The sequence below is a fragment of the Pleomorphomonas sp. T1.2MG-36 genome, from assembly GCF_950100655.1.
Taxonomy (GTDB): Bacteria; Pseudomonadota; Alphaproteobacteria; order Rhizobiales; family Pleomorphomonadaceae; genus Pleomorphomonas.
This window is the reverse complement of the sequence record NZ_CATNLY010000023.1, coordinates 165071-186766: the sequence shown is the minus strand read 5'-3', so window position 1 is coordinate 186766 and position 21696 is coordinate 165071. Positions and strand designations below refer to the sequence as shown.

The 21696-nt window shown below is 63.4% G+C and carries 20 protein-coding genes; 5 read left to right on the top strand and 15 right to left on the bottom strand.

Going from position 1 to position 21696, the window contains the following annotated elements:
* Window positions 1-37: 37 nt before the first annotated feature.
* A complete protein-coding gene (locus QQZ18_RS12325) occupies window positions 38-1846 on the bottom strand; it encodes an ABC transporter ATP-binding protein/permease (protein ID WP_284541221.1) in 1809 nt (602 codons plus the stop codon).
* Here QQZ18_RS12325 and QQZ18_RS12320 point away from each other — a divergent pair, their 5' ends adjacent.
* On the top strand, window positions 1847-2008 hold the full coding sequence (locus tag QQZ18_RS12320) for a hypothetical protein (RefSeq protein ID WP_284541220.1): 162 nt from the start codon (window positions 1847-1849) through the stop codon (window positions 2006-2008). It abuts the gene before it with no gap.
* A gap of 87 nt (window positions 2009-2095) precedes the next feature.
* Here the strand turns inward: QQZ18_RS12320 and groL are convergent, their stop codons facing one another.
* From groL to QQZ18_RS12285, 7 genes are all read right to left on the bottom strand, one after another.
* Window positions 2096-3727, bottom strand: coding sequence for a chaperonin GroEL (gene groL / locus QQZ18_RS12315; RefSeq protein WP_284541219.1), 1632 nt, complete (start codon window positions 3725-3727; stop codon window positions 2096-2098).
* A gap of 53 nt (window positions 3728-3780) precedes the next feature.
* Window positions 3781-4068 (bottom strand): co-chaperone GroES, encoded by a 288-nt coding sequence (gene groES, locus QQZ18_RS12310; protein WP_026782155.1) that lies wholly within the window; start codon window positions 4066-4068, stop codon window positions 3781-3783.
* Between the two features lie 156 nt (window positions 4069-4224).
* Window positions 4225-5118 (bottom strand): DMT family transporter, encoded by an 894-nt coding sequence (locus tag QQZ18_RS12305; RefSeq protein WP_284541218.1) that lies wholly within the window; start codon window positions 5116-5118, stop codon window positions 4225-4227.
* A gap of 136 nt (window positions 5119-5254) precedes the next feature.
* Window positions 5255-5743, bottom strand: a complete 489-nt coding sequence (locus tag QQZ18_RS12300; protein WP_284541217.1) for a GNAT family N-acetyltransferase — start codon at window positions 5741-5743, stop codon at window positions 5255-5257.
* A gap of 6 nt (window positions 5744-5749) precedes the next feature.
* Window positions 5750-6334, bottom strand: a complete 585-nt coding sequence (locus tag QQZ18_RS12295; protein WP_284541216.1) for a hypothetical protein — start codon at window positions 6332-6334, stop codon at window positions 5750-5752.
* Window positions 6335-6557: 223 nt separating this feature from the next.
* Window positions 6558-7886, bottom strand: coding sequence for a sigma-54-dependent transcriptional regulator (locus QQZ18_RS12290; protein ID WP_284541215.1), 1329 nt, complete (start codon window positions 7884-7886; stop codon window positions 6558-6560).
* Window positions 7887-8094: 208 nt separating this feature from the next.
* Entirely contained in the window at window positions 8095-8289 is a 195-nt protein-coding gene (locus QQZ18_RS12285; protein ID WP_284541214.1) for a heavy-metal-associated domain-containing protein, read from the bottom strand.
* 243 nt (window positions 8290-8532) lie between these two features.
* Between QQZ18_RS12285 and QQZ18_RS12280 the strand changes: the two genes are divergently transcribed.
* Window positions 8533-9939 carry an EAL domain-containing protein gene (locus QQZ18_RS12280; RefSeq protein WP_284541213.1) on the top strand — a complete coding sequence of 469 codons (1407 nt, stop codon included), beginning with the start codon at window positions 8533-8535 and terminating at the stop codon, window positions 9937-9939.
* Between the two features lie 105 nt (window positions 9940-10044).
* Here the strand turns inward: QQZ18_RS12280 and QQZ18_RS12275 are convergent, their stop codons facing one another.
* From QQZ18_RS12275 to QQZ18_RS12255, 5 genes are all read right to left on the bottom strand, one after another.
* Window positions 10045-10707, bottom strand: a complete 663-nt coding sequence (locus QQZ18_RS12275) for a hypothetical protein (RefSeq protein WP_284541211.1) — start codon at window positions 10705-10707, stop codon at window positions 10045-10047.
* A gap of 71 nt (window positions 10708-10778) precedes the next feature.
* The gene (lspA, locus tag QQZ18_RS12270) at window positions 10779-11282 is read right to left on the bottom strand and encodes a signal peptidase II (RefSeq protein ID WP_284541210.1); all 504 of its coding nucleotides are present in this window, start codon (window positions 11280-11282) and stop codon (window positions 10779-10781) included.
* Window positions 11279-14242 (bottom strand): isoleucine--tRNA ligase, encoded by a 2964-nt coding sequence (gene ileS, locus QQZ18_RS12265; protein WP_284541209.1) that lies wholly within the window; start codon window positions 14240-14242, stop codon window positions 11279-11281. The genes lspA and ileS overlap by 4 nt, the downstream gene beginning before the upstream one ends.
* Before the next feature lie 385 nt (window positions 14243-14627).
* Window positions 14628-16595 carry a methyl-accepting chemotaxis protein gene (locus QQZ18_RS12260; RefSeq protein WP_284541208.1) on the bottom strand — a complete coding sequence of 656 codons (1968 nt, stop codon included), beginning with the start codon at window positions 16593-16595 and terminating at the stop codon, window positions 14628-14630.
* Window positions 16596-16710: 115 nt separating this feature from the next.
* Window positions 16711-17700 carry a bifunctional riboflavin kinase/FAD synthetase gene (locus QQZ18_RS12255; protein WP_284541207.1) on the bottom strand — a complete coding sequence of 330 codons (990 nt, stop codon included), beginning with the start codon at window positions 17698-17700 and terminating at the stop codon, window positions 16711-16713.
* 455 nt (window positions 17701-18155) lie between these two features.
* Between QQZ18_RS12255 and QQZ18_RS12250 the strand changes: the two genes are divergently transcribed.
* Together QQZ18_RS12250 and QQZ18_RS12245 are read left to right on the top strand one after the other, a co-directional pair.
* Entirely contained in the window at window positions 18156-18539 is a 384-nt protein-coding gene (locus QQZ18_RS12250) for a response regulator (protein ID WP_026782148.1), read from the top strand.
* A 161-nt stretch (window positions 18540-18700) separates the two neighbouring features.
* Window positions 18701-19336 (top strand): protein phosphatase CheZ, encoded by a 636-nt coding sequence (locus QQZ18_RS12245; RefSeq protein WP_284541205.1) that lies wholly within the window; start codon window positions 18701-18703, stop codon window positions 19334-19336.
* A 58-nt stretch (window positions 19337-19394) separates the two neighbouring features.
* Here the strand turns inward: QQZ18_RS12245 and QQZ18_RS12240 are convergent, their stop codons facing one another.
* Window positions 19395-20261: a TIGR01459 family HAD-type hydrolase gene (locus tag QQZ18_RS12240; protein ID WP_284541204.1), complete on the bottom strand. Its 867-nt coding sequence runs from the start codon at window positions 20259-20261 to the stop codon at window positions 19395-19397.
* Window positions 20262-20332: 71 nt separating this feature from the next.
* Here QQZ18_RS12240 and QQZ18_RS12235 point away from each other — a divergent pair, with 71 nt between their 5' ends.
* The gene (locus QQZ18_RS12235; RefSeq protein WP_284541203.1) at window positions 20333-20863 is read left to right on the top strand and encodes an AAA family ATPase; all 531 of its coding nucleotides are present in this window, start codon (window positions 20333-20335) and stop codon (window positions 20861-20863) included.
* A gap of 9 nt (window positions 20864-20872) precedes the next feature.
* Here the strand turns inward: QQZ18_RS12235 and QQZ18_RS12230 are convergent, their stop codons facing one another.
* Complete coding sequence (locus tag QQZ18_RS12230; protein ID WP_284541201.1) at window positions 20873-21604, bottom strand: NAD-dependent deacylase; 732 nt, start codon at window positions 21602-21604, stop codon at window positions 20873-20875.
* Window positions 21605-21696 lie beyond the last annotated feature (92 nt).

Below are 21696 nucleotides of genomic sequence, written 5' to 3'. Positions count from 1 at the left end.
GCGGTTGCTCTCTGGTCGTGGAGTGGTCACTCAGCCATCAGGCGGCGGTGATAGGTTTCGCTGCTCCGAGTACGTAAGGCCCGTCGTTCTCGGGCTTTCGCAACTCGACGAGTTCGTCGTGCAGCGACTTCAACGAGGTGCGATGACCGATGGAAACGATAGCTGTTCTCGGAAGGCGCTCCCGAAGCAGGTGATAGAGAGTCGATTCCGAAATCTCGTCCAGCGAGGCGGTTGCCTCGTCGAGCAGCAGGAAATCGGGCTCGGCGAGGATCGCCCGCGCGATGGCCACACGTTGCTGTTCCCCTCCGGAAAGACGCGACGCGAGATTCGGACCTTCCGAGAGGTCGTCAAGCCGGTCGGCGAATGCGCCCAGACCAACGGCGGCGAGCACGTCGCGAACCTTGGCGTCGTCCTGCGTTTCGGCCGGATTCGGATAGGCCAGCGCTTCTCGCAACGTACCGAGCGGCAGATAAGCTGTTTGGGGCAGCACCATTACCTTTGCGTTCTCGGGGATGCCGAGCTCGCCGCTGCCAAACGGCCAGATACCGGCGAGCGCCCGGAACACCGACGTCTTGCCTGCTCCGGAAGGGCCGGAGATCAGCACCGACTTGCCCTTTTCGAAAGCGGCATCGTCCAGGCGAACCAGCGGCGAGCCGTTGGGCAGGGAGACGACAGCTCCATCGGCGCTGATCGTGTCGCAACCGGTCGGCTTCAACGCTACGCCCGGCTTGGCCGCACTTGCCTCGGCCGCCGACATCGCCCGCTCGAACGTGGTGAGACGGTCGAGGACCGCCTTCCAGTTGGCGATGGTGTCGTACAGGGAGACGAAGACGGAAAAGTTGGTCTGCACTTTATCAAAGGCCTGAGAGGCTTGCATCATCACGCCGAGCTGCATGGTGGAACCGGCCGCAAAATAGGCCGGTGCCAACATCACAAGCGGAAAGATGACGGAGAGGTTGCCGTAGAACCCTGTGACGATGTTGAGATTACGCGTCACGTCCATGATTTCGTAGAAGTTCACCTTCAAGCGTTCGAATGCCCCCTTGAAGACTCGCTTCTCGGGCTCCTCGCCCTTCAGCAGGGCCACCTCTTCGGCGTTTTCGCGCAGGCGCATCATGGCAAAGCGGAAGTCGGCTTCGACGTGCTGCTGGCGGAAGCGCAGGGTGATGAGCTTGCGACCCGTCATATGGGTGAAGTAGGTGCCGATGATCGAGTAGATCACCGCCGCCCAGACGAGATAACCCGGAATGAGGGACAGGTCGAAGCCGCCGATCGAATAGGGGAACTCGGCCGAGATCGACCACAACACCATGGTGAAGGCGTAAAGCGTCAGTACCGTGTTGAAGATCTGGACGAAGATGGTCAGCGTGTAGCTGATGAAATCGCGGATATCCTCGGCAATACGCTGATCCGGGTTGTCGGTGCCGCTGGCGACCTGCGACAGGCGGTAATAGTTGGCGTTGCTCATCCAACGATTGACGAAGTGGTCCGTCATCCAGTCCCGCCAGCGAATGCGCAGCCAGTTGGTGAGGTAGATCTCGACGACGAGCGAAGCGATGAGCGGAGCGACGATCACGCACCATAACACCAGTTGGGCCGAGAAAGCCGTACCGTTCCGGTCCTGCATCGCGGTATAGAAGGTGTTGTACCAACTGTTGAACCAGACGTTGAGATAGACCTGGGCGACGTTGAGCGCGAGGATCGTTCCCAGAAAGCCAAGTCCGATCCAGCGCTCCTGCATCCGAATCTTGAACCATCGGAAGACCAGCTCGCCCTGTCGCTTTTCCTTGAAGTACGGAACGGCGAGGCGCCAGGCCAGCGCGAGCGTCGCAAAGAGTGCTTTCATGTGGTGTCCCCGGAACGGCGGATAGTCGACGAACTGACGCAGAATCCCTTCGCGGTGACAATCAAATTCGGCGCCACCGAAATGAAATCTCTGGATTTTGTCGATGCGACAGCACGGCCCGATCGCGGCAACATTGCGGCGGCGCGGATGAAGCTTTCGTAAGGCGAGCAATAACTCCAAAAAGAAAGGGCGCCGCTTTCGCGACGCCCAATTTGGCTTTGTCCTTTACGGACGTTCAGATCCTTTGGATCAGAAGTCCATGCCGCCCATGCCGCCGCCGGGCATGGCAGGCGCAGAGTCCTTCTTCGGAAGCTCGGCGACCATGGCCTCGGTGGTGACCAGCAGACCGGCGACCGAAGCGGCGTCCTGCAGGGCAGTGCGCACGACCTTGGTCGGATCGATGATGCCGGCCTGGATCATGTCGACATAGGTCTCGTTCTGGGCGTCGAAGCCGAAGGTTTCACCCTTCTCGAGCACCTTGGAGACAACCACCGAACCTTCGACGCCAGCGTTGATGGCGATCTGACGGATCGGCGTCTCAAGGGCGGCGAGAACGATCTTGATGCCACGCTCGATGTCGAGGTTGCTCGACTTGAGCTTGGCAACGGCGGCCTTGGCGCGAAGAAGGGCCGTACCACCGCCCGGGACGATGCCGGCTTCGACGGCGGCGCGGGTGGCGTTGAGCGCGTCATCGACGCGATCCTTCTTCTCCTTGACTTCGACTTCGGTCGAGCCACCGACGCGGATGACGGCAACGCCACCGGCGAGCTTGGCCAGTCGCTCCTGCAGCTTCTCGCGGTCGTAGTCCGAGGTGGTCTCCTCGATCTGCGCCTTGATCTGGGCAACGCGAGCCTCGATGTCGGCCTTGGCGCCAGCGCCGTCGACGATCGTGGTGTTTTCCTTGGAGATCGACACGCGCTTGGCATGGCCGAGCATGGCGAGCGTGACGTTCTCAAGCTTGATGCCGAGATCTTCCGAGATCACCTGGCCACCGGTCAGGATGGCGATGTCCTCAAGCATGGCCTTGCGGCGATCGCCGAAGCCCGGCGCCTTGACGGCGGCGATCTTCAGGCCACCACGCAGCTTGTTGACGACGAGCGTGGCAAGGGCTTCGCCCTCGACGTCTTCGGCAACGATCAGCAGCGGACGCGAGGACTGGACGACAGCCTCGAGCACCGGCAGCAGGGCCTGCAGGTTGGACAGCTTCTTCTCGTGGATGAGAATGTACGGATCGTCGAGATCGGCGACCATCTTCTCGGCGTTGGTCACGAAGTAGGGGCTGAGGTAGCCGCGGTCGAACTGCATGCCTTCGACGACTTCGAGTTCGGTCTCGGCGGTCTTGGCTTCCTCGACGGTGATGACGCCCTCGTTGCCGACCTTCTGCATCGCGTCAGCGATCATCTGGCCGATTTCGGTCTCGCCGTTGGCGGAGATCGTGCCGACCTGGGCGACTTCGGCCGAGGTGGAGATCTTCTTCGAACGGGCGTTCAGGTCCTTGACGGCCTCGGCGACGGCCATGTCGATGCCGCGCTTCAGATCCATCGGGTTCATGCCGGCGGCAACCGCCTTGGCGCCCTCACGGACGATGGCCTGGGCCAGAACGGTGGCGGTGGTGGTGCCGTCGCCAGCCTTGTCGTTGGTCTTCGAAGCGACTTCGCGGACCATCTGGGCGCCCATGTTCTCGAACTTGTCGGCAAGCTCGATTTCCTTGGCGACCGACACGCCGTCCTTGGTGATGCGCGGGGCACCGAAGGACTTCTCGATCACGACGTTGCGGCCCTTGGGACCCAGCGTGACCTTGACGGCATCGGCGAGGATGTCCACGCCGCGCAGCATCTTCTCGCGGGCGTCGGAACCGAATTTGACTTCCTTGGCAGCCATGGATTTTTTCCTTGAAATGAGAGGTTAACGGAGGACGAGACAGGCTGAGTGGATCAGCCGATGATGCCCATCACGTCGGATTCCTTCATGATCAGGAGGTCCTGACCGTCGATCTTCACCTCGGTGCCCGACCACTTGCCGAACAGCACCTTGTCGCCGGCCTTGACGTCGAGAGCGACGAGTTCGCCCTTCTCGTTACGGGCGCCCGGACCAACGGCGACGACTTCGCCCTGCTGGGGCTTTTCCTTGGCGGTGTCCGGGATGATGATGCCACCAGCGGTGCGCTCCTCAGACTCCAGCCGACGAACGACGACACGGTCGTGCAGGGGACGGAACTTCATGTTCGGCTCCTCAATTTTGAAATGCCTGCGGCTTGCGCGCTTTTGCCTCGCAGACCACGGCGAAAAACATTTGCTGTTAGCACTCACTCAGCATGAGTGCCAAGCCGCCCGGAAATAGGCGCATGCCAGCCGCCTGTCAAGGGTCGGTCTGGTGTTTTACGGACAGGCATCGTCCGGCTTGGGCCGGGCGGATGTGGCGTTCGGCTGGACCACCACGAGGCAGGCGCAGATGATGATCGCGGCGCCAATGAGGGTGTAGACGCTCGGAATCTCGCCAAAGAACACCATGCCGAAGGTGACGGCCCAGATCAGGGCCGTGAACTCGAAGGGGCCGAGCAGCGTCGCAGGCGCGTGCTTGTAGGCCCAGGTGATGGCGTAGTTTCCGCCCGTGCCGAGCGCGCCGATGGCCAGGAACATCAGTAGCGTCTCGCCCGCTATCGGCTGGTACCAGTAAACAGCGAAGGGAAGCGCCACCACCGCGCTGATGAAGTTCTGAACCAGGATCATCTGCGGCACGCTGTCATGAACGGTATCCCGTCGCGACATGATCATGGACAGTGCATAGGCGACCGCCGAGGACAGAGCCATGGCAAAGCCTAGAGGGCTTCCGGCCTCCGCGCTCAGCTTTTCCGCCAGCATGACGACGACGCCCAGAAAGCCGAAGGCGGCCGCCAGCAGCGAGCGGCGGGTGACGGGGTCACCGATCATCGCCGCCGAAATCAGCACCATGAAAAAGGGTGACGTGAAGGTGAGGGCGACCGTCTGGGCAAGGGGCAGCAGCTTGAGCGCGCCGAAGAACAGGGCCGCGCAGGAAAGGCCTGCCAGCGAGCGTCCGAAGGCACGCCGAATGGTCGGCCATCCGGGGCGCAGTTGCCCTTGCGCGGCCGCCGATCCGGAAGAGAAGATCAGGCCGGCGGCGTAGCGCAGGAACACGACCATGGCGAGCGGCGTGCCGTAGGTGGTCGCCTTGACCAAGGCGTCCAGCCCCGAGAACAGGAAGACGGCGAGGAGGGCGGCGCCTGCTGCGTAAAGGCGCATCGACGACTGCATGACATCTCCGGAGGGGCGGAAGGCGGCCAGGACGCGGCTCTTACGCCGCAGCCGTCCCGTCCGCAAGGTCACCAGACCAGCCTAGAGGACCTCTCCGGCGAAAGATGGCAGCAGAGCTCGGACACATGCATGTCCGTCAGCGATCCAGCTCCAACCGGTAGGCGTACTCCCAGCAGTCGGTGGCATCCGGTACGAACCGGACGACGGGCTGTCGGACGAAGCCGAGTTTCTCGTAAAATCGATGACCGGAGAGAAAGCGGGTGTCGCTCCAGAGCTTCAGCGCCCGCCCGCCGCGCCGGGCCACCTCGTCGAGGGCCATGGCGTAAAGCCGTTGAGCGAGACCCGAGCCACGCTGATCCCGGGCAAGATACACCTTGTTGATCTCGAAGACGCCATCGCCATCGGGGGAGGAAACGGCGAATGAGCCAACGACGATGCCGTCATGCTCGGCGACGAGCAGCCGGCCGCCTCGCTTTTCATAGTGGCTTGCCGGTGCCGCGAGTTCGGGAAAATCGGCAAATACGAACGGGCAGCCTTCGTACTCGTCGAAAACGCTGGCGATCAGGCGCGCAATGCTGTCGCCATCGGCATCGACGGCGCTTCGGATGAGAGGCTCTTTCGTCATCGAGGATCAGTTGGCCGGTGTCTCGGCGATGGTGAATGGCAGCTCGAACTCGCCCTTCTTGTCGGAGTTGCGGTCGCTGAGCTTGGTCACCAGCACATAGTCGCCGGGCTTCAGGCCCTTGAAGTTATACACGATATAGACCTGAAATTCCTTGTTCCGCCGCCGCGACACCATGTCGAGCGAAGCAAAGCCTTCCTGGGCGTGCAGGATCTGGCCGCGCGGAGTGCGAAGCTCGAAATCGGCGGAGAAGTCGATCCTGAACAGGTCGCCTTCCTTGCCGAAGGCATAGCCAAACGGCTCCGCATAGACGAGCATCTGCTCGTCGGGATGGAAAACCGCATTGGGACGGGTGGAATAGATGCCGAAGCCAGCCGGTTTGCCGGTGACGAAGGTCGCTTCCGAAAAGCCGAGCGGCGCCGCATCCCACGCGGCATTGAAGGCCGCTTCCAGCGAGGCCAGGGCCTCGACGGGTTTGCCTTCGGCGAGCAGCGCCTCGGCGGCCTTGGCCTCATCGAGAATCGGCCCTGCCATCGCCGTCGACGCCGCCATCACGCAGGCGGAAAAAGCAGCAAGAAAACGCAACCCGTGCATGACCGCTTGTCCTTCCCCCAGAGCATTCACCGGCGAGCGAGAGCCGGTCCCGTCGAGACACGGCGGCTCAAGCGAACGCTCTTACCCATACACAAATGCCGGACTTCTTCCGAGACCTCCAAGGCGAGGCCGTGCGGCCAGGACCGAGGCAGTTGTGGCCCATTTCTATCTTACTGATCCGCTACCATTTTCCAAGGTCACGGCGGCTTCTTCGCAGAACTACTCAGGCACTGCGGGCAGACATCGCTTCTTCGATGTCGCGACGCTTTCGGTAGATGGTCGAGGGGCTGATTTCAAGAGCGGCCGCGGCTTTGGCGATGTTGCCGTCGAACGCCGCGATCGCCTCCTCGATGACCCTTGCCTCTTCCACCCAGAGCGGCTTGACCTCGGCCGGCAGCTTCTTTCTGGGCGTCGCGGCAATGGCCGCCGGTGCGACGATGACCGGCACCACCATGTCGGCGGTGACGAGATCGCCGGGGTAGAGGGTCATCAGATTGTCGAGCGCCGAACGAAGTTCGGCAACGTTGCCCGGCCAGGCTCGGCCTGACAGGCATTGCACGGCGGCTGCGGTGAAGCGGGTATAGCGCGAGCCGTTGTCGCGATTGATCTGCCGCACCATGGTGTCGACGAGCAGCGGGATGTCCTCGATCCGCTCTCTCAGCGGCGGTACCGCCAGCGTCAGCACGTTGAGCCGGAAGTAGAGGTCCTGCCGCAAACCGGCGGGACCGCTGAGGTCGTCAAGCGGGCGACGCGACGAGGCGATGACGCGGACCGACAGGCGGTGGCCGCCGTCGAAGCCGGCGATTTCACCGGTGTCGAGAAAGCGCATCAGCGCCAGCTGAGCGGGGTCGGGAAGATGTCCGACCTCGTCGAGGAACAACGTGCCGCCGTCGGCTGCTGCTAGAGCCCCATCGGACTCCGACAGATCCGCCACCAGACGATCGACCGGGGTCCGCGCGCAATCGAGCGTGACGAACGGCCCGTTCCTGCGGCGGGAACGCGCGTGGACGGAGCGGGCCACCAGTGATTTGCCGCTGCCGGCCTCGCCGGAGATGAACACCGGTCCGAGCGATGGCGCGACGCGCAGGATCTGCTCGGCGAGCGCCCGGGTCGCTGGCGACGAGCCGATCAGGCCGTCGGCCTCCTCGACGGTGTTGGCGATGCTCTCGACGAACTGCCGCTCGACGCGGCGAGCGAAGGCGTTGCCGTCGACCGGCTTCTCGATGAAGTCGGCAGCCCCCGCTCGCACGCAGGCTACGGCCGCCTGCACGTCGGTGGGGTCGCCCATGGCGTAGATCGTGGTCGGCGTGAGCTGTTCGCAGAAGGATCGGAAGGCCGCTGACCCGCCTATGGTCTCAAGATCGATGGCGATGATGTCGAACGTCTGCTTGCCCGCCATCACGCGGGCAGCGTCGTGCTCGGCCGTCTCCAGGATCAGCATCGGACGGGCGATGCGCGCTTCAAGAGCCTTGCGCACGGCTCTCCGTGACGAGACGTCGGCATCGACGATCAGAAGACGTACCGTCGATGTGCTGCGCGGGCCAACCGACATCGGAAAGCGTTCCTTGCCAGACAGTTGCAAATTGCATTGCGTACCGGCGGAACTCTGCCCCGATCATGGTAAACAAACGGTTGATAACCCTTAACAGGATGTCAAAGCCGTCCTTCAAGCCCGCTTTCTGGCGAAGAATTCACAAGAGGCACGGATGCTCCCAACCGCCTACAGACCTGGGAATCAGGAGCCTTCCCGAGAATCGGCGTCACGTCGCCACTTCGTAGCCGGCGGCCTCGATGGCGTCGCCAAGGGTCTTGGCGTCGGCCTTGGTCTCGACGCTGACCTTGCCGGAAGCCAGATCGACCTTCACCGCGGCGTCGGCATCGACGCGCTTGATCGCCTTCTCCACCGAGCTGGCGCAGCCGCCGCACATCATGCCTTTCACGTTGAGTTCGACCATGCTTCCTCTCCGTTGCTTGCGGTCGACGATCGTTCGCCGACGAGCTGGGTCGAACATGGGACGATGGTCGGCAAGGGTCAAGGCGGCGATAGGCGGGCCAATCAGCGCGGAAAGCGCTTCATAAAAGGCCAAATCGGCTGAAAACCCTTGGAAAACCATTGTCCGTCTTCGCTTCCGATCGCGAAAACGGCAACAATGCTTTGTGATTCGTTGCGTGGGTTTTGTGTTGGAGTGGGCAGGCGAATGAACCGGTCGTCATCGACGATGATCCTGATCGCCATGGGCGTGATCGCCGCCTCGGCTGCGGTGGTGCTGTTTTTTCAGCTTGGCCTGTCGGCAGGTTCGGCATTGGTGATCGGCATTGGCCTGATGCTCGTCATGGTCACTATGCAACAGCCGATGGAGCGACGGCGGGAACGGGCCTGGATCGAAAACCGCCTTGCCGAGATCGCGGCCGTTGCCGGTGACGGAGAGGCCGAGATCGAAAAAATCGCCGCGCGCCTCAACCGATTGGAGCAGGCACTGCCGGGCCGGGTGCGAGAGCAAACCGGAGAGCTGGCCGCCGAGGTCGAGGTGGTGGGAGAACTGCTCCGTCAGGTGACAGAAACGCTCGCCGAGCTGGAATCGACCGTCGATGGTCGCCTCGACGGCGTCAACGCACGCTTTGGTGCCCTTGAACGCCACATGCGCGAAACCGAGGACGCGGGACGGCGGTCGCGCAGGGGGCATGCTGAGGACTACCCCGGTGAAGATCGTCGCGGAAGACCGAGCGAGGGGCGGGACGGCGTCTCCGCCAGCATGAAGGATGCCCTGTTCGTTCCCGACACCGATCCGGTGTTCGAGCGCGAGGTGGAGCGCCTCATTCGCGAGGAGCAGATAGAGCTCCATCTTCAGCCCGTGGTGACGTTGCCGCAGCGGCTCGTTCGTTCCTATGAGGTGCTGACGCGGTTGAAGGGGGGCTCCGGCCTGATTCCCGCCGCCGAGTTCATTCCCGTTGCCGAGAAGAACCGGCTGATCGCCAAGCTCGACACCTATCAGGTGATCCGCTCGTTCCAGATCCTGAAGCGGCTCACCCAGCGCAACAGCGACGTCGGCCTCTACATCAATCTTTCGGCGGAAAGCTTGGCCTCCTCCACCTTCTTCCGCGAGTTCCAGGGCTTTCTCAGCCAGAACAGGAGCATGGCGGATCTCGTGCAGTTCGAGTTCCGTCAGGAGGCGCTTGTCGAGATGGGGCCGCTTGAGATCGAGAGCCTCCGGGCCGTGTCGGATCTTGGTTTCCACTTCTCGATCGACAATGTCACCGATCTGCGCACCGACTTCCGCCGCTGGTCCGATCTCGGCTTCCGCTCCATCAAGGTCGCCGCCGATCGGCTGCTCGGTCGGGCACCTCTCGTGACGGGCGACATCCATGTCGAGGACATTGCCGGCCATCTCCAGCGCCAGGGATTGACCCTGATCGTCGATCGGGTCGAGCAGGAGGCGCAGGTCATCGACCTCCTCGATTATGGCCTTGCCTTTGGTCAGGGCAACCTGTTTTCAAGCCCCCGCCAGGTGCGACCGGAAGTGCTTGGGGCAGCCCAGGCGGCCGCCGGTCCAGCCACGCGTTCGGCTTCGGCCGGGGGTGAGCGGGCAGGAGCCTCGCGTCGCTGAACGTGGATCGGTCAAGATCGTGACAATAAAAAAAAGCCGCGGGGTCCAAATGGTCCGCGGCTTTCGCATATGTAAGGAATCCAGCAGGCGACACGCCCTGCCGTGTCACCAGAGCTTCCACCACGACTTCTTGGCCGTGGGCGGGGAGCCATCGTCGGTCGTCACCGGTACGCCGGGGGCCGGTTCCAGATAGGCAACCGGCGGCTCGACCAGCGCCTTGCGCACCGGCTTGCCATTGTTGTCGTAGAGGCGACTCGCATTTTCGCGCGGCATGCTGCCGAGCTGGCTCGGAAGCAGCGGGTGGGAAGCCTCTTCGATGCTGTTGGGCGATGTCATCGGACGGCTGGAGTTGTTCGGCAGCCGGACGGCGGTCAACTCCGAAGGCGAAAGCTGATGGTTGTCTTCGCCGCGCGCAGCTTCGCGAGCTGAAGCTTCCGCCAGCATCTGGCGCGTCTTCAGGTCGTTGTCTTCCGGCCAGGTGCCACTTGCTTCGAGCCGCTTGGGATCCTCGGGCGCCACCAAGGCCATGCGGTTGGGCGGCACGACCAGCGGGGCGCGCGGCGTATAGTTGATGGCGGTGTTGCGCGACGGCACGGCGCCGAGGCCTTCCATGACGGCACGGCCCATCGACACGTTGGGAACTTCCGTCTCGGAATCGTCCTCAGCCACCGAGGTACCGAGCGCCGAACAGGCGGACAAGCTCAGGGCGGCGACGGCGAGAAGAGCGTAACGCTTGCCGGTCAGCAGATTGGTCATCGATATCGTCACTCTCGCTCTCGTGCCGGATCAATCATGGCCCGACCTTTGTTCCGGTCAGCGACTAGCCGACTTTTGGGGCATCACTGTGGCCTCGGGCGCAGAGACTCATACAGGAGTGCGCCCACCCCTGCAACGATGGCGCAGTCGGCCAAGTTGAAAACATACCAGGAAAACGAGCCGTAGTGCAGGTAGAGAAAGTCGACGACGCCGCCGAACACGACGCGGTCGACAAGATTGCCGAGCGCTCCGCCGATGATCAGCGCCAGCGCCAGGCTGGCGATCAGTCGGTCGCTTGAACGCCACAGCCAGACTGCGAGCAGCACTGTCGCCAAGGCCGTGAGGCCGATCAGCAGCCACCGCCCCAAGGCTTCGTGCTGCTGAAACAGCCCATAGGAAATCCCCATGTTCCAGGTCAGCACGAAGTCGAACACCGGCAATATGGAGATGCGGTCGCCATTCGGCAGGCCCGTATGGTTGAGCACCCAGTATTTGCTCGTCTGGTCGGCGATGAACGTCAACAGAATGACGGCGAGCGCGGCAAGCCGCGTCCGCCGTGTCCGAAGATCGCTCGACGTCGCCGTCATGCGCCGCCCGCCAGCTCTCGCAGCGCCCAGGCGTCGCGAAGCGTCACGTCGGGATAGTCGGGATCGCTGCCCACCTCGGGAAGGATCTTCCACGAGCGGGCGCACTTCCGCCCCTCAGCGAGTTTCGGCACCACGGCCACCGGCGTGCCGTCGTCGAGCCTGAAGGCGCCTTCGGGCGCCGCGGCGTCGGTGACGGCGATCTGCGACGTGATGCAGATCTCGGCGAAGTCGAGGCCATCGAGGGCCGCGAGAAGGTCCTTGTCCTCGACATGGACCATCGGTGCCGCCTCAAGGGACGAGCCGATGCGCTTTTCCCGCCGCTCGATCTCTAGAGCGCCGGTGACGGCGCGCCGCACCCGCTTCACCTTCTCCCACTTCGCATCGAGCGCGGCGTCGGTCCATTCTTCAGGCACCGCCGGGAACAGCTCAAGGTGAATCGAGGAGGTCTCGCCCGGATGACGCTCGAGCCAGGCTTCCTCCGCCGTGAAGGGGATCAGCGGCGCCAGCCACTTGACGAGGTGGTCGTAGAGCAGCGCCACCACGTGCAGCGCGGCGCGACGCTTGAGGCTCGATTTCGGATCGCAGTAGAGCGCATCCTTGCGGACGTCGAAGTAGAAGGCGCTGAGCTCGATGTTCATGAAGTTGAGCACCGACGAGAACACCGCCTTGAAGTCATACTCGCGATAGCCTTCCTGCACCCCGGCGCCGACTTCGGCCAGCTTGTGCAGCATCACCCTTTCGAGCTCCGGCAGATCGGCATAGGCCACCGCCTTCCCATCGTAATGGGCAAGCGTGCCGAGCATCCAGCGCAGGGTGTTGCGGATCTTGCGGTAGGCGTCGGAATTGGTGTTGAGGACCGTCTTTCCGATCCGGAGATCCTCCCAGTAATCGCTTGAGGCGACCCAAAGGCGGAGGATGTCGGCGCCCGACTGCTTGATGACGTCCTGCGGCAGCACCTGGTTGCCGAGCGACTTCGACATCTTGCGGCCGTCCTCGGCCATGATGAAGCCGTGCGTCACCACCGTCTTGTAGGGCGCGACGCCATTGACGCCACACGACTCCAGCAGCGACGAGTGGAACCACCCACGGTGCTGGTCGGACCCCTCCAGGTAGACGTCCGCCGGCCATTTGAGGTCGGGGCGGCCCTTCAGCACGAACTCGTGCGTCGATCCCGAGTCGAACCAGACGTCGAGGATGTCGCGCACCTGCTCCCAAGCGGAGATGTCTTCGACGAAGCCCTTGAGGAAACGCTCCTTCGCGCCGTCGGCGAACCAGGCATCGGCGCCCTCGGTAAGGAAGGCCTCGCGAAGACGGGCGGCGTAGGCATCGTTATGCTCGAAGTCGGGACCGGGGATGAGCTTGCCGCTCTCAGGGTTGCGGAACACGGCGATCGGCACGCCCCAGGCGCGCTGGCGCGACAGCACCCAGTCCGGCCGGTTCTCGATCATCGAGCGCAGGCGCGTCTGGCCGGCCGGCGGGTAGAAGGCGGTCTCGTCGATGGCGGCCAGTGCCCGGGCACGCAGCGTCGTGGCGTTCGAGCCGGCCGCCTCTTCGCCACCGATGGGGCGGTCCATGTAGACGAACCACTGCGGCGTATTGCGGAAGATCACCGGCTTCTTCGAGCGCCAGCTGTGCGGATAGGTGTGCTTGAGGCGGCCGCGCGCCACCATCATGCCGGCCGCCGCCAGGGCATCGATTACCGCCTGGTTGGCGTCGCCCTTCTCACCCTTGTCGGTGAGGACGCGCCGACCTTCGAAGCCGGGCGCATCGGTGGTGTAGTAGCCGCCGTCATCGACCGGGAAGGGGATGGCCGGGTCGATGCCGCGTTCAGACAGCGACCGGCTGTGCTCCATCCAGGCCTCGAAGTCCTCGCGGCCATGGCTCGGCGCGGTATGGACGAAGCCGGTACCGGTATCGTCCGTCACGTGATCGCCCGGTAGCAAGGGAACGGCAAACCGGTAGCCGCCGCCGAAGCCGTTGAGGGGATGGGCGCAAACGAGCTTCGTCAGAACCTTTGCATCGACTGCCGAGACCTTCCGGTAGTTCGTGACCTTCGCCTGCTTGAACACGGCGTCGGCGAGCGCGTCGGAGAGGACGTATTTTTCGCCGGTCTTGGCCCAGTTGCCCTCGGGCGCCTCGGTCACCTCATAGAGGCCGTAGGCGATCTTCGGCGAGAAGCTGATGGCGCGGTTGCCGGGGATGGTCCAGGGCGTGGTGGTCCAGATGACGACGAAGGCGTCCGCGAGCTCGGCAACGTCCGACGTCACCGGGAACTTCACCCAGATGGTGTCCGACTGGTAGTCCTGATACTCGACCTCTGCCTCGGCAAGGGCGGTGCGCTCGACGACCGACCACATGACCGGCTTGGAGCCGCGATAGAGTTGGCCGGAAACGGCGAACTTCAACAGCTCGGTGGCGATCACGGCTTCCGAGGCGAAGGCCATGGTGGTGTAGGGGTTCTTGAAGTCGCCCTCGACGCCGAGGCGACGGAACTCCTCGGCCTGCACCCTGATCCAGCCTTCGGCATACTGGCGGCACTCGGCACGGAAGTCGTTGATCGGCACCTCGTCCTTGTTCTTGCCCTTGGCGCGATACTCCTCCTCGACCTTCCATTCGATCGGCAGGCCGTGGCAGTCCCAGCCGGGGACGTAGTTCGCATCGAAGCCCATCATCTGGCGCGAACGGGTGATGATGTCCTTCAGGATCTTGTTGAGCGCGTGGCCGATGTGCAGGTGGCCGTTGGCATAGGGAGGGCCATCGTGCAGGACGAACTTCTCGCGGCCCTTGGCGGTCTCGCGCAGCTTTTCGTAAAGCTTCATCTCATCCCAGCGCGCGATCAGCTTCGGCTCTTTCTCCGGTAGGCCGGCCCGCATGGGGAAGTCGGTGGCCGGGAGATTGAGGGTTGAAGAATAGTCGCGGGTCGGCGTCGCTTCGGACGTCGGGGCGGGCGTGTCGGTCATGGGGTATCTCGTCGGTGCAGCTGGATGAAGGGCTGGCCGGCCCGGTAACGTCGGCGATCGGCCAGAGTTCGGCTCCCGGTCCCTCGATTTCGCCGCCTCAGCGGCGGTCCATCGGGGCCGGGCCGATAATTCGCTCTCTGATCCGGCACGCTATGGTGCCGAAGGCTCGGATCCACATGGGCTGTTCCGACAGAAATGGCTGAGAGACGGCGCGACGCATGTCGCCATGGCGTGCCGGGGTCGAAGCCAACCGGAACGGCCGGCCCAAGCCCTTTGAATTCACCGAGAAGCTCTAGCGACAAAGCGCGGCGAAATAAAGAGTTCGCCGGCAGATTTCTCTGTCCGGCGAACCGTTCAGTCCGTCGATCGCCGCCGAACCAGCCCCTCAGGCTGCGGTGACGTTCGAGATGAAATGGCGCACCCGCAGGGAGAGGTTCGCCGCCTGTTGCGACAGATCGCCGGACGAGGCGAGCACCTGTGTTGCGGCGCCGGACGTTTCTTCCGCCGCCATCAGAACATCGCCGATGCTGGCCGAGGTGCGGCCGGTTTCAGCGGCGACGTCGTGGATGCGGTTCGATATCTCGCAGGTCGTCACGGCTTGCTCCTCGATGGCCGAAGCGATGGAAGCGCCGATCTCGTTGACCCTGCCGATGATCTCCGACACCCGCCGGATGGCTTCGACGGTGTTGCCCGTCGCGGCCTGAATGCGGGTGACCTGATCGCTGATCTGCGACGTGGCCTCTGAGGTCTGGCCGGCGAGGTTCTTCACCTCGGCTGCAACGATGGCAAAGCCGCGCCCCGCTTCGCCGGCGCGCGCCGCCTCGATGGTGGCGTTGAGGGCGAGGAGATTGGTCTGTGAGGCGATGCTGTCGATGAGCTGGATCACCTCGCCGATCTTCTCGGCCGTCGTGGCGAGATCGCCGACGGTGGAAGCCGCCTCGCGCGCCTCCCCGACCGCCTGCGCCGATATCTGGTGCGACTGGCTGATACCCCGGCCGATTTCACCGATCGACGCCGAGAGCTCTTCCGAGGCGGCAGCCACCGCCTGCACCTGCCCGGCGATCACTTCCGTCGCCTTGGCGACGCCTGTCGACTTGGTCGAGGTATTGGTCGCCGTGTCGGTCAGGGTGCCGGCCGCCGCCTGCAGCTCTTGCGCCGCCGACGATACAGTGGCGACGATTTCGCCGACGTTAGAATCGAAGGCGGCCATCAGCGCCCGCATTTCCTCGGCACGTTCGTGCCTCTGGCGGGCCTCTGCTTCGGCCGCCTCCTGGCGGAGCCGTTCGGCCTCGGCGAGCTTGCCCGCGAAGTCGGCGAGGGCGCGCGCCATGGATCCGATCTCGTTGCGGGCCGTCGTGTCGGATGAGCGGCTGTCGTACTTGCCCGCCGAAAGCCGACCCATCCACCCCTCGATCCGCCCGAGAGACTTCGACACATAGCGCCAGACGACCAAGGCGAAGCCGACAGCGGTGACCATCGCCAGGACAATGGTCAGGTAGGCGAGACGGTTCGAGGTGCTCCGGGCTGCCTCGGCCGTGGCATCGAGGCTGCCGCTGAGGTTCGCCGCTTCCGTGTCGATGGCTTCCACCTTCGGCTCAAGGGCGGCGTAGGCATCGGATACGACGTTCTGATCGGCCTGAACCGTATGCGCGGAGGCCGACCAAGCCTTGAAGGAGGCATTGTAGCCATCGGCAAGTCCGGCGAGTTGAGCCTTCTGGGCGTCGTCGAGGGACGATGCGGCGATCGCAGCCGAGAACTCGGCCATCACTTGCGCATGCTTTTCGAGCGAGGCATCATCCCGCCGCAGCATGAAGTCCTTCTCGTGGCGGCGCAGCAGCAGCATGCGGATCGTCTGATCCTTGTCGTTCAGTGCGCTGAAAGCCTTCTCGAGGCTATGCACCTTCTGACGAAGGTCGCCTTCAAGGCCGTCATCGGGCGTGAGGCCCATGGCGATGCGCGTCTCGGCCATCTTGGCAAAAGCGGCCCGATAAGCGGAGAGCGGTTGCTCGATGTCGGCGATCGTCGCCATGATCCGTTGATCGCCAAGGTGTTCCGCCTTGTCGCGCAGTTCCGCAAGCGCGCTTCCCGCTTCGCCGACCTGTGCCAGCGTCCGGTCGGAATAAGTCTTGTCCGACCGGAGCAGGAAATCCTTCTCCGTCCGCCGGATTTGCAACATCATTTCCTGGAAATGGGTGGCGCCCATCCCGACCTTGCGCCCGAGATCGGCGAGGCTGGTGGCGGTGTCCACCTTCTGGCCCATGTAGAACAGGTTGGCAGCGATCACCACAAAGCCGATGCCGGCGATGACCACACTAAGCAGAATCTGATGTCCTATGCGAATTTTACCAAGCATGACTGTAGCTCTTCCTGGGAGGTACGGTCATATTGGTGTTAACTTATTAAAAAATCGGCCGTTTCCCGGGAAAAATGCGATGTTTCCGCCCGTTATGAATCGCCTTGCCTGCCGCTCAAACCTGGGACGACCAGTTGGGCCAGAGCGCGCGGTCGAGCGCGGTGAACCCATCAAAGGCGTCGAGAAGCGTGCGCCCCTCCTCGGCATCTCTGTTCATCTGCTCGATCAGGCCGGCCACGTCGTCGAACTTCAGCTCCGGACGAAGATAGGAGACCGGCATGATGGTGATCGTCTTGCCGTAAAGATTGCCGGAGAAGTCGAACACGAACGTCTCGAACACCGGTGCGCCATTGTCGAAGGTCGGCCGGCGCCCCCAACTGGCCACACCGGCATGGCGGACACCGTCGATCTCGACGAAGACGGCATAGACGCCTTCCGAAAGCCTGACCTGGCTGGGCAGGCGGATGTTGGCCGTTGGAAAGCCTATGGTCCGTCCGCGCTTGTCGCCGTCGATGACGGTGCCTTCGAAGAACCAATGCCAACCGAGCAGGCCGGTCGCCTCGGCCGGCACGCCCTCGGCGAGGCGATCGCGCACCGTGCTTGAAGAGACGCTATAGCCGTCCTCCGTCTCGAACGGCGCGATGACGTCCACCGAGAAGCCGTGCCGCTCGCCGAGTTCGCGCAGCTTCTGCGGCGTACCGTGCCGCCCCTGCCCAAAATGGAAGTTCCAGCCGACCACGACGTGACGAATGTCGAGCTCGTCGACGAGAACCCTTTCGACGAACTCCTCGGGGCTCTGCGCGGCAAAGGCGGACGAGAAGGGAATGGAGACGAGTCCGTCGAGACCGAGGGCATCGACGAGGCGCGCCTTGATCGATGCCGGCGTCAGGCGAAACACCGGGTGTTCGGGGCGGAACACGTCGCGCGGATGCGGCTCGAATGTTACGGCCACGGCCGGAATGCCACGTTGCCGGGCCACGGTCAGAGCGGATCCCAGAACGGCCTGGTGACCGCGATGCACGCCATCGAAGTTGCCGATGGCGACGGCGCCTCCCCGAAGGGACGGAGAAACGGAATGACGATCGACGAACTGGAAGGAGGGCATGGATCTCTGGAGTCTGCTTTCGACGGGATGCCGTCGCGCCCGAACGGTGGCCCGGCGGCGCGGCGTGACCGTGCCTTCTGCTCCAGGCAAGGTCAAGCAGCTAAATGCCAGGATGGCCTCGCCACAGCGACGTCCTCGGGGCGCTCGATGACGAGGGGAAACTTCGGCATGGTTGGCAAAGCGTAAACCGATCGCGCCGAGATTTACGATAAACTTGGGAAAAAACCGCCAAACAGCGCCATAAAAACGATTCATTTGAAAAATGAAAAGTAAATCAAGCGTCTCGCTGAACAACTGAGGCCCAAATGGCCGGGGGTGCGAGAATTAACCGACTTTTCAGGTCCCCGTCGTATGGTTTCCTTCAAGCACGGGCCCCGTCAGGGACGTTCACCCGCCCGTGCATTGTGAGCTCGTCATCGAGGCGCGGGTGGCGTCGCGGCAGTGTGGAGTAAACGATGGCACTTGACACATCGATTCCGGTTCTGGTGGTCGACGATTACAAGACCATGATCCGAATCATCAGGAACCTCCTGAAGCAGCTCGGTTTCGAGGACGTGGACGAGGCTGCCGATGGCACAGAGGCCCTCGGCAAGATGAAGGAGCGCCGCTACGGTCTCGTGATCTCCGACTGGAACATGGAGCCCATGACCGGTTACGAGCTTCTGAAGCAGGTCCGCTCGGACTCATCGCTGTCGAAGACGCCATTCATCATGGTGACGGCCGAGTCCAAGACCGAAAACGTGATCGCCGCCAAGAAGGCCGGCGTGAACAACTATATCGTCAAGCCCTTCAATGCGCCGACGCTGAAGAGCAAGATCGAAGCCGTGTTCGGCGATTGACGCCATGAACGGGCCGGGAAAACGCGGAGCGGTGTTGCAGCCGCCTACCGCGAGCCCGGGGAGGCGCGGCGCTACCGATGCATTTACCGCAGGACCAAGACGTCCATACCGCCGCATCACTCGGGCGGGCGCCGTCGCGCACCCCAGAAAGAGATCTTTCGATGTCTGACATGTCTTCAGAGCACGTGGCCAAGATCATCGACTTCCTTCGCAACGGTCGCAAGACGGAGGACGTGTCGCTTGAAGACGTCATGCGTCTGGCCGAGCTGATGGCCGAAAGCTTCCAGTCCTTCTTCAAGACGATGGACCTCGCCATCTACGCCGAACTCGGCGAAATGGCCCGCGAGATCGCCAACATGAAGGAAGAGCTGGCGCTGCTTCGCCTCAGCGACATGCGCGATGAGCACATTCCCACCGCCGGGCGCGAACTCGATGCCATCGTCGAGGCGACCGAGGAAGCCACCAACACCATCATGTCGGCAGCCGAGGAAATAATGGCGGCCGACGCGGCGGACAGCGATGCCTATCAGGCGCTGGTGGGCGAGAAGGTGATCGACATCTTCCAGGCCTGCTCGTTCCAGGACATCACGGGACAGCGCATATCCAAGGTCGTCTCCACGCTGAACGCTCTCGACAAGCGCATCACCACACTGGTCGAGAAGCTGAAGATCTTGCGCATCACCGATGCGGCCGGTGGAGAGACGGATTCGGAGAAGCGCTCCCGCGAGCTGATGCTGCATGGCCCGCAGTTCAAGGGCGAGGGCGTCAGCCAGGACGACATCGACGCTTTCTTCTGATCGTCCATCAAGTGACGGCAATGAAAAGAGGCCCGGTCGGGCCTCTTCTCGTATCCGCTTACCAGGCAAGCCGTGGAATGGCGGCCCGTATGCCGAACCCTTCGGCTTCGAGCCGTTTGGCGAGCCGCGCCGGATCGGGACTGAGAAGGTCGCCGAAGTCGGGTCCGTGGATGCCGGCCGTTACCATCAGCACGTCGATCCCCTGACCCCATGCTCCCTTGATATCGGTAGGCAGGCCGTCGCCGATGGCAAGCACGCGGCGCTTTTCGACCGACCGGCCCTGGGCCCTGTCGATGGCGGCGAGCGCCGCGTCATAGACCGGCTTGTAGGGCTTGCCGATGATGGTGGTGTCGCCGCCGAGCTCGATGTAGAGCTGCGCCAGCGCACCGGCGCAATAGACGAGACGGTCGCCGCGCTCGACGACCACGTCGGGGTTGGCGCAATACATCTTGAGGCCACGCTCGACGAAGCGTGAGAACATCGGCCGATAGGTCTCGGCCGTCTCCGTCTCGTCGTCGAACAGCCCGGTGAGGGCCACGTACTCCGCGTCTTCCTCGCCGACCAGCTCGACGTCGAGCCCCTCGAACAGGCCCAGATTGTGCGACGGTCCGAGGTGGAACAGTCGTCGGCGCGGCTCGGTTTCGAACACTTTGCGGGCAACGGAGCCGGAGGTGACGATCTCGTCGTAGCTCTCCGGGCCGATGGCATACTGCCGGCTGAGGAGATCCTCGACCGCCTTTGCCGGGCGCGGCGCATTGGTGAGCAGCACGACCGCCTTGCCGAGCGCACGGAAGCGGGCCAGCGCCTCGGCAGCGGCCGGATAGGGCGAGATGCCGTTGTGAAGAACGCCCCAGACGTCGCAGATGACGCCGTCATAGGCCTCGGCGAGGGTCGAAAGCCCCGCGATCATGTCTACCTTTTGCATGCCATCCCGATAAGGGTGTGACATGACAAGGTCAAGGCGGTGCCGGACCGTCGAGGCGGAGACATCGCGACATGCAGCTTTCGGACCTCGGTGAGCGCATCTGTATCCTCGGCCCTTCCAACAGCGGCAAGTCGACGCTGGCGGCGGCTATCGGCGACAAGCTGGGGCTTCCGGTGATTCACCTCGACCGGCTCTACCATCTCCCCCACACCGACTGGGTGCCTCGAAGCACCGAGGACTTCCTCGCCCTCCATGACGAGGCCATTGCCGGCGATCGCTGGGTGATGGACGGCAACTACTCGGTCAGCATGCCGCAACGGTTCCGCCGCGCGACGGGCGTCATCTTCCTCGATGTTTCGACGCTGCGCAGTCTCGGCCGGTATCTTCGTCGCTGCCTTCTTCAACCCCATCGCCTCGGCGGTCTCGATGGCCGGCGCGATAGCGTCACATGGGCGATGATCCGCCACATCACCGTGACGACGCCCAACAATCGACGGCGCAACACCGAGATGTTCGACAGCCTGACGGTGCCCAAGGTTCGGCTGGCTTCGCTCGAGGCCATTCGACAATGCTACATCGACTGGGGCTTGAAACGCCGATGACGGCGTCGATCAGGATATCCGGCCTTTGAGAAGCTCGTCGACGAAGGTCGGCACGCAGTCGCCGGCCTTGCCTTCGATCTCGATATCGAAAAGGCCGTGTCCTTTCCGCGAGGATTCGAGATTCAGTTCGATGGTGACGGCACCGGCCTGCCGCGCCTCGCGGACGAAGTCGGCTGCCGGATAGACCGTGCCCGACGTGCCGATGGACAGGAAGAGGTCCGCCTCGCCGAGCGCTCGGTAGATGTCCGGCATGTGATAGGGCATCTCGCCGAACCAGACGATATCCGGCCGGAGCGTGCCGCTACGGCCGCAAAGCGGGCAGGTCGACGAAATCGACATGTCGCCCGACCAGGAGCCGCGTCCCCCGCAGGCCTCGCACAGGAAACCGTCGAGCGTGCCGTGCATGTGGAACAAGGCCTTCGAACCCGCCTTCTCATGCAGGCCGTCGATGTTCTGCGTCACCAGAAGAAAGCGACCTGGCCAGGCTTTTTCGAGATCGGCCAGCGCGATGTGCGCGGGGTTGGCGCGCGCGATGGCCGCCTCCCGGCGCTGTTCGTTGTAAAAATCGTGTACCAGGGGCGGGTTGCGGTGAAAGCCTTCCGGGGTGGCCACGTCGTCGATGTCGTACCGCGCCCAGATGCCGCCGGCATCGCGAAAGGTATCGAGACCGGACTCCTGGGAAATGCCGGCGCCTGTCAGCACGACGATCGACGTCGCCGCCGAAATCTCGATCTGCTTCATGATCGTCCCTTACCTTGAGCCGCTGGCAATATAGACACGTGGATGGAGGCCGGTGTTGACGATTTTGTGGCCGGTGACGATCTCGCGCCGGA

Bases quoted from the DNA above. Each gene is read 5' to 3' on its own strand.
- QQZ18_RS12325 (WP_284541221.1), bottom strand. From the start codon at position 1,846: ATGAAAGCACTCTTTGCGACGCTCGCGCTGGCCTGGCGCCTCGCCGTT.
- groL (WP_284541219.1), bottom strand. From the start codon at position 3,727: ATGGCTGCCAAGGAAGTCAAATTCGGTTCCGACGCCCGCGAGAAGATG.
- groES (WP_026782155.1), bottom strand. From the start codon at position 4,068: ATGAAGTTCCGTCCCCTGCACGACCGTGTCGTCGTTCGTCGGCTGGAG.
- QQZ18_RS12305 (WP_284541218.1), bottom strand. From the start codon at position 5,118: ATGCAGTCGTCGATGCGCCTTTACGCAGCAGGCGCCGCCCTCCTCGCC.
- QQZ18_RS12300 (WP_284541217.1), bottom strand. From the start codon at position 5,743: ATGACGAAAGAGCCTCTCATCCGAAGCGCCGTCGATGCCGATGGCGAC.
- QQZ18_RS12295 (WP_284541216.1), bottom strand. From the start codon at position 6,334: ATGCACGGGTTGCGTTTTCTTGCTGCTTTTTCCGCCTGCGTGATGGCG.
- QQZ18_RS12290 (WP_284541215.1), bottom strand. From the start codon at position 7,886: ATGTCGGTTGGCCCGCGCAGCACATCGACGGTACGTCTTCTGATCGTC.
- QQZ18_RS12285 (WP_284541214.1), bottom strand. From the start codon at position 8,289: ATGGTCGAACTCAACGTGAAAGGCATGATGTGCGGCGGCTGCGCCAGC.
- QQZ18_RS12280 (WP_284541213.1), top strand. From the start codon at position 8,533: ATGAACCGGTCGTCATCGACGATGATCCTGATCGCCATGGGCGTGATC.
- lspA (WP_284541210.1), bottom strand. From the start codon at position 11,282: ATGACGGCGACGTCGAGCGATCTTCGGACACGGCGGACGCGGCTTGCC.
- ileS (WP_284541209.1), bottom strand. From the start codon at position 14,242: ATGACCGACACGCCCGCCCCGACGTCCGAAGCGACGCCGACCCGCGAC.
- QQZ18_RS12260 (WP_284541208.1), bottom strand. From the start codon at position 16,595: ATGCTTGGTAAAATTCGCATAGGACATCAGATTCTGCTTAGTGTGGTC.
- QQZ18_RS12255 (WP_284541207.1), bottom strand. From the start codon at position 17,700: ATGCCCTCCTTCCAGTTCGTCGATCGTCATTCCGTTTCTCCGTCCCTT.
- QQZ18_RS12250 (WP_026782148.1), top strand. From the start codon at position 18,156: ATGGCACTTGACACATCGATTCCGGTTCTGGTGGTCGACGATTACAAG.
- QQZ18_RS12245 (WP_284541205.1), top strand. From the start codon at position 18,701: ATGTCTGACATGTCTTCAGAGCACGTGGCCAAGATCATCGACTTCCTT.
- QQZ18_RS12240 (WP_284541204.1), bottom strand. From the start codon at position 20,261: ATGCAAAAGGTAGACATGATCGCGGGGCTTTCGACCCTCGCCGAGGCC.
- QQZ18_RS12235 (WP_284541203.1), top strand. From the start codon at position 20,333: ATGCAGCTTTCGGACCTCGGTGAGCGCATCTGTATCCTCGGCCCTTCC.
- QQZ18_RS12230 (WP_284541201.1), bottom strand. From the start codon at position 21,604: ATGAAGCAGATCGAGATTTCGGCGGCGACGTCGATCGTCGTGCTGACA.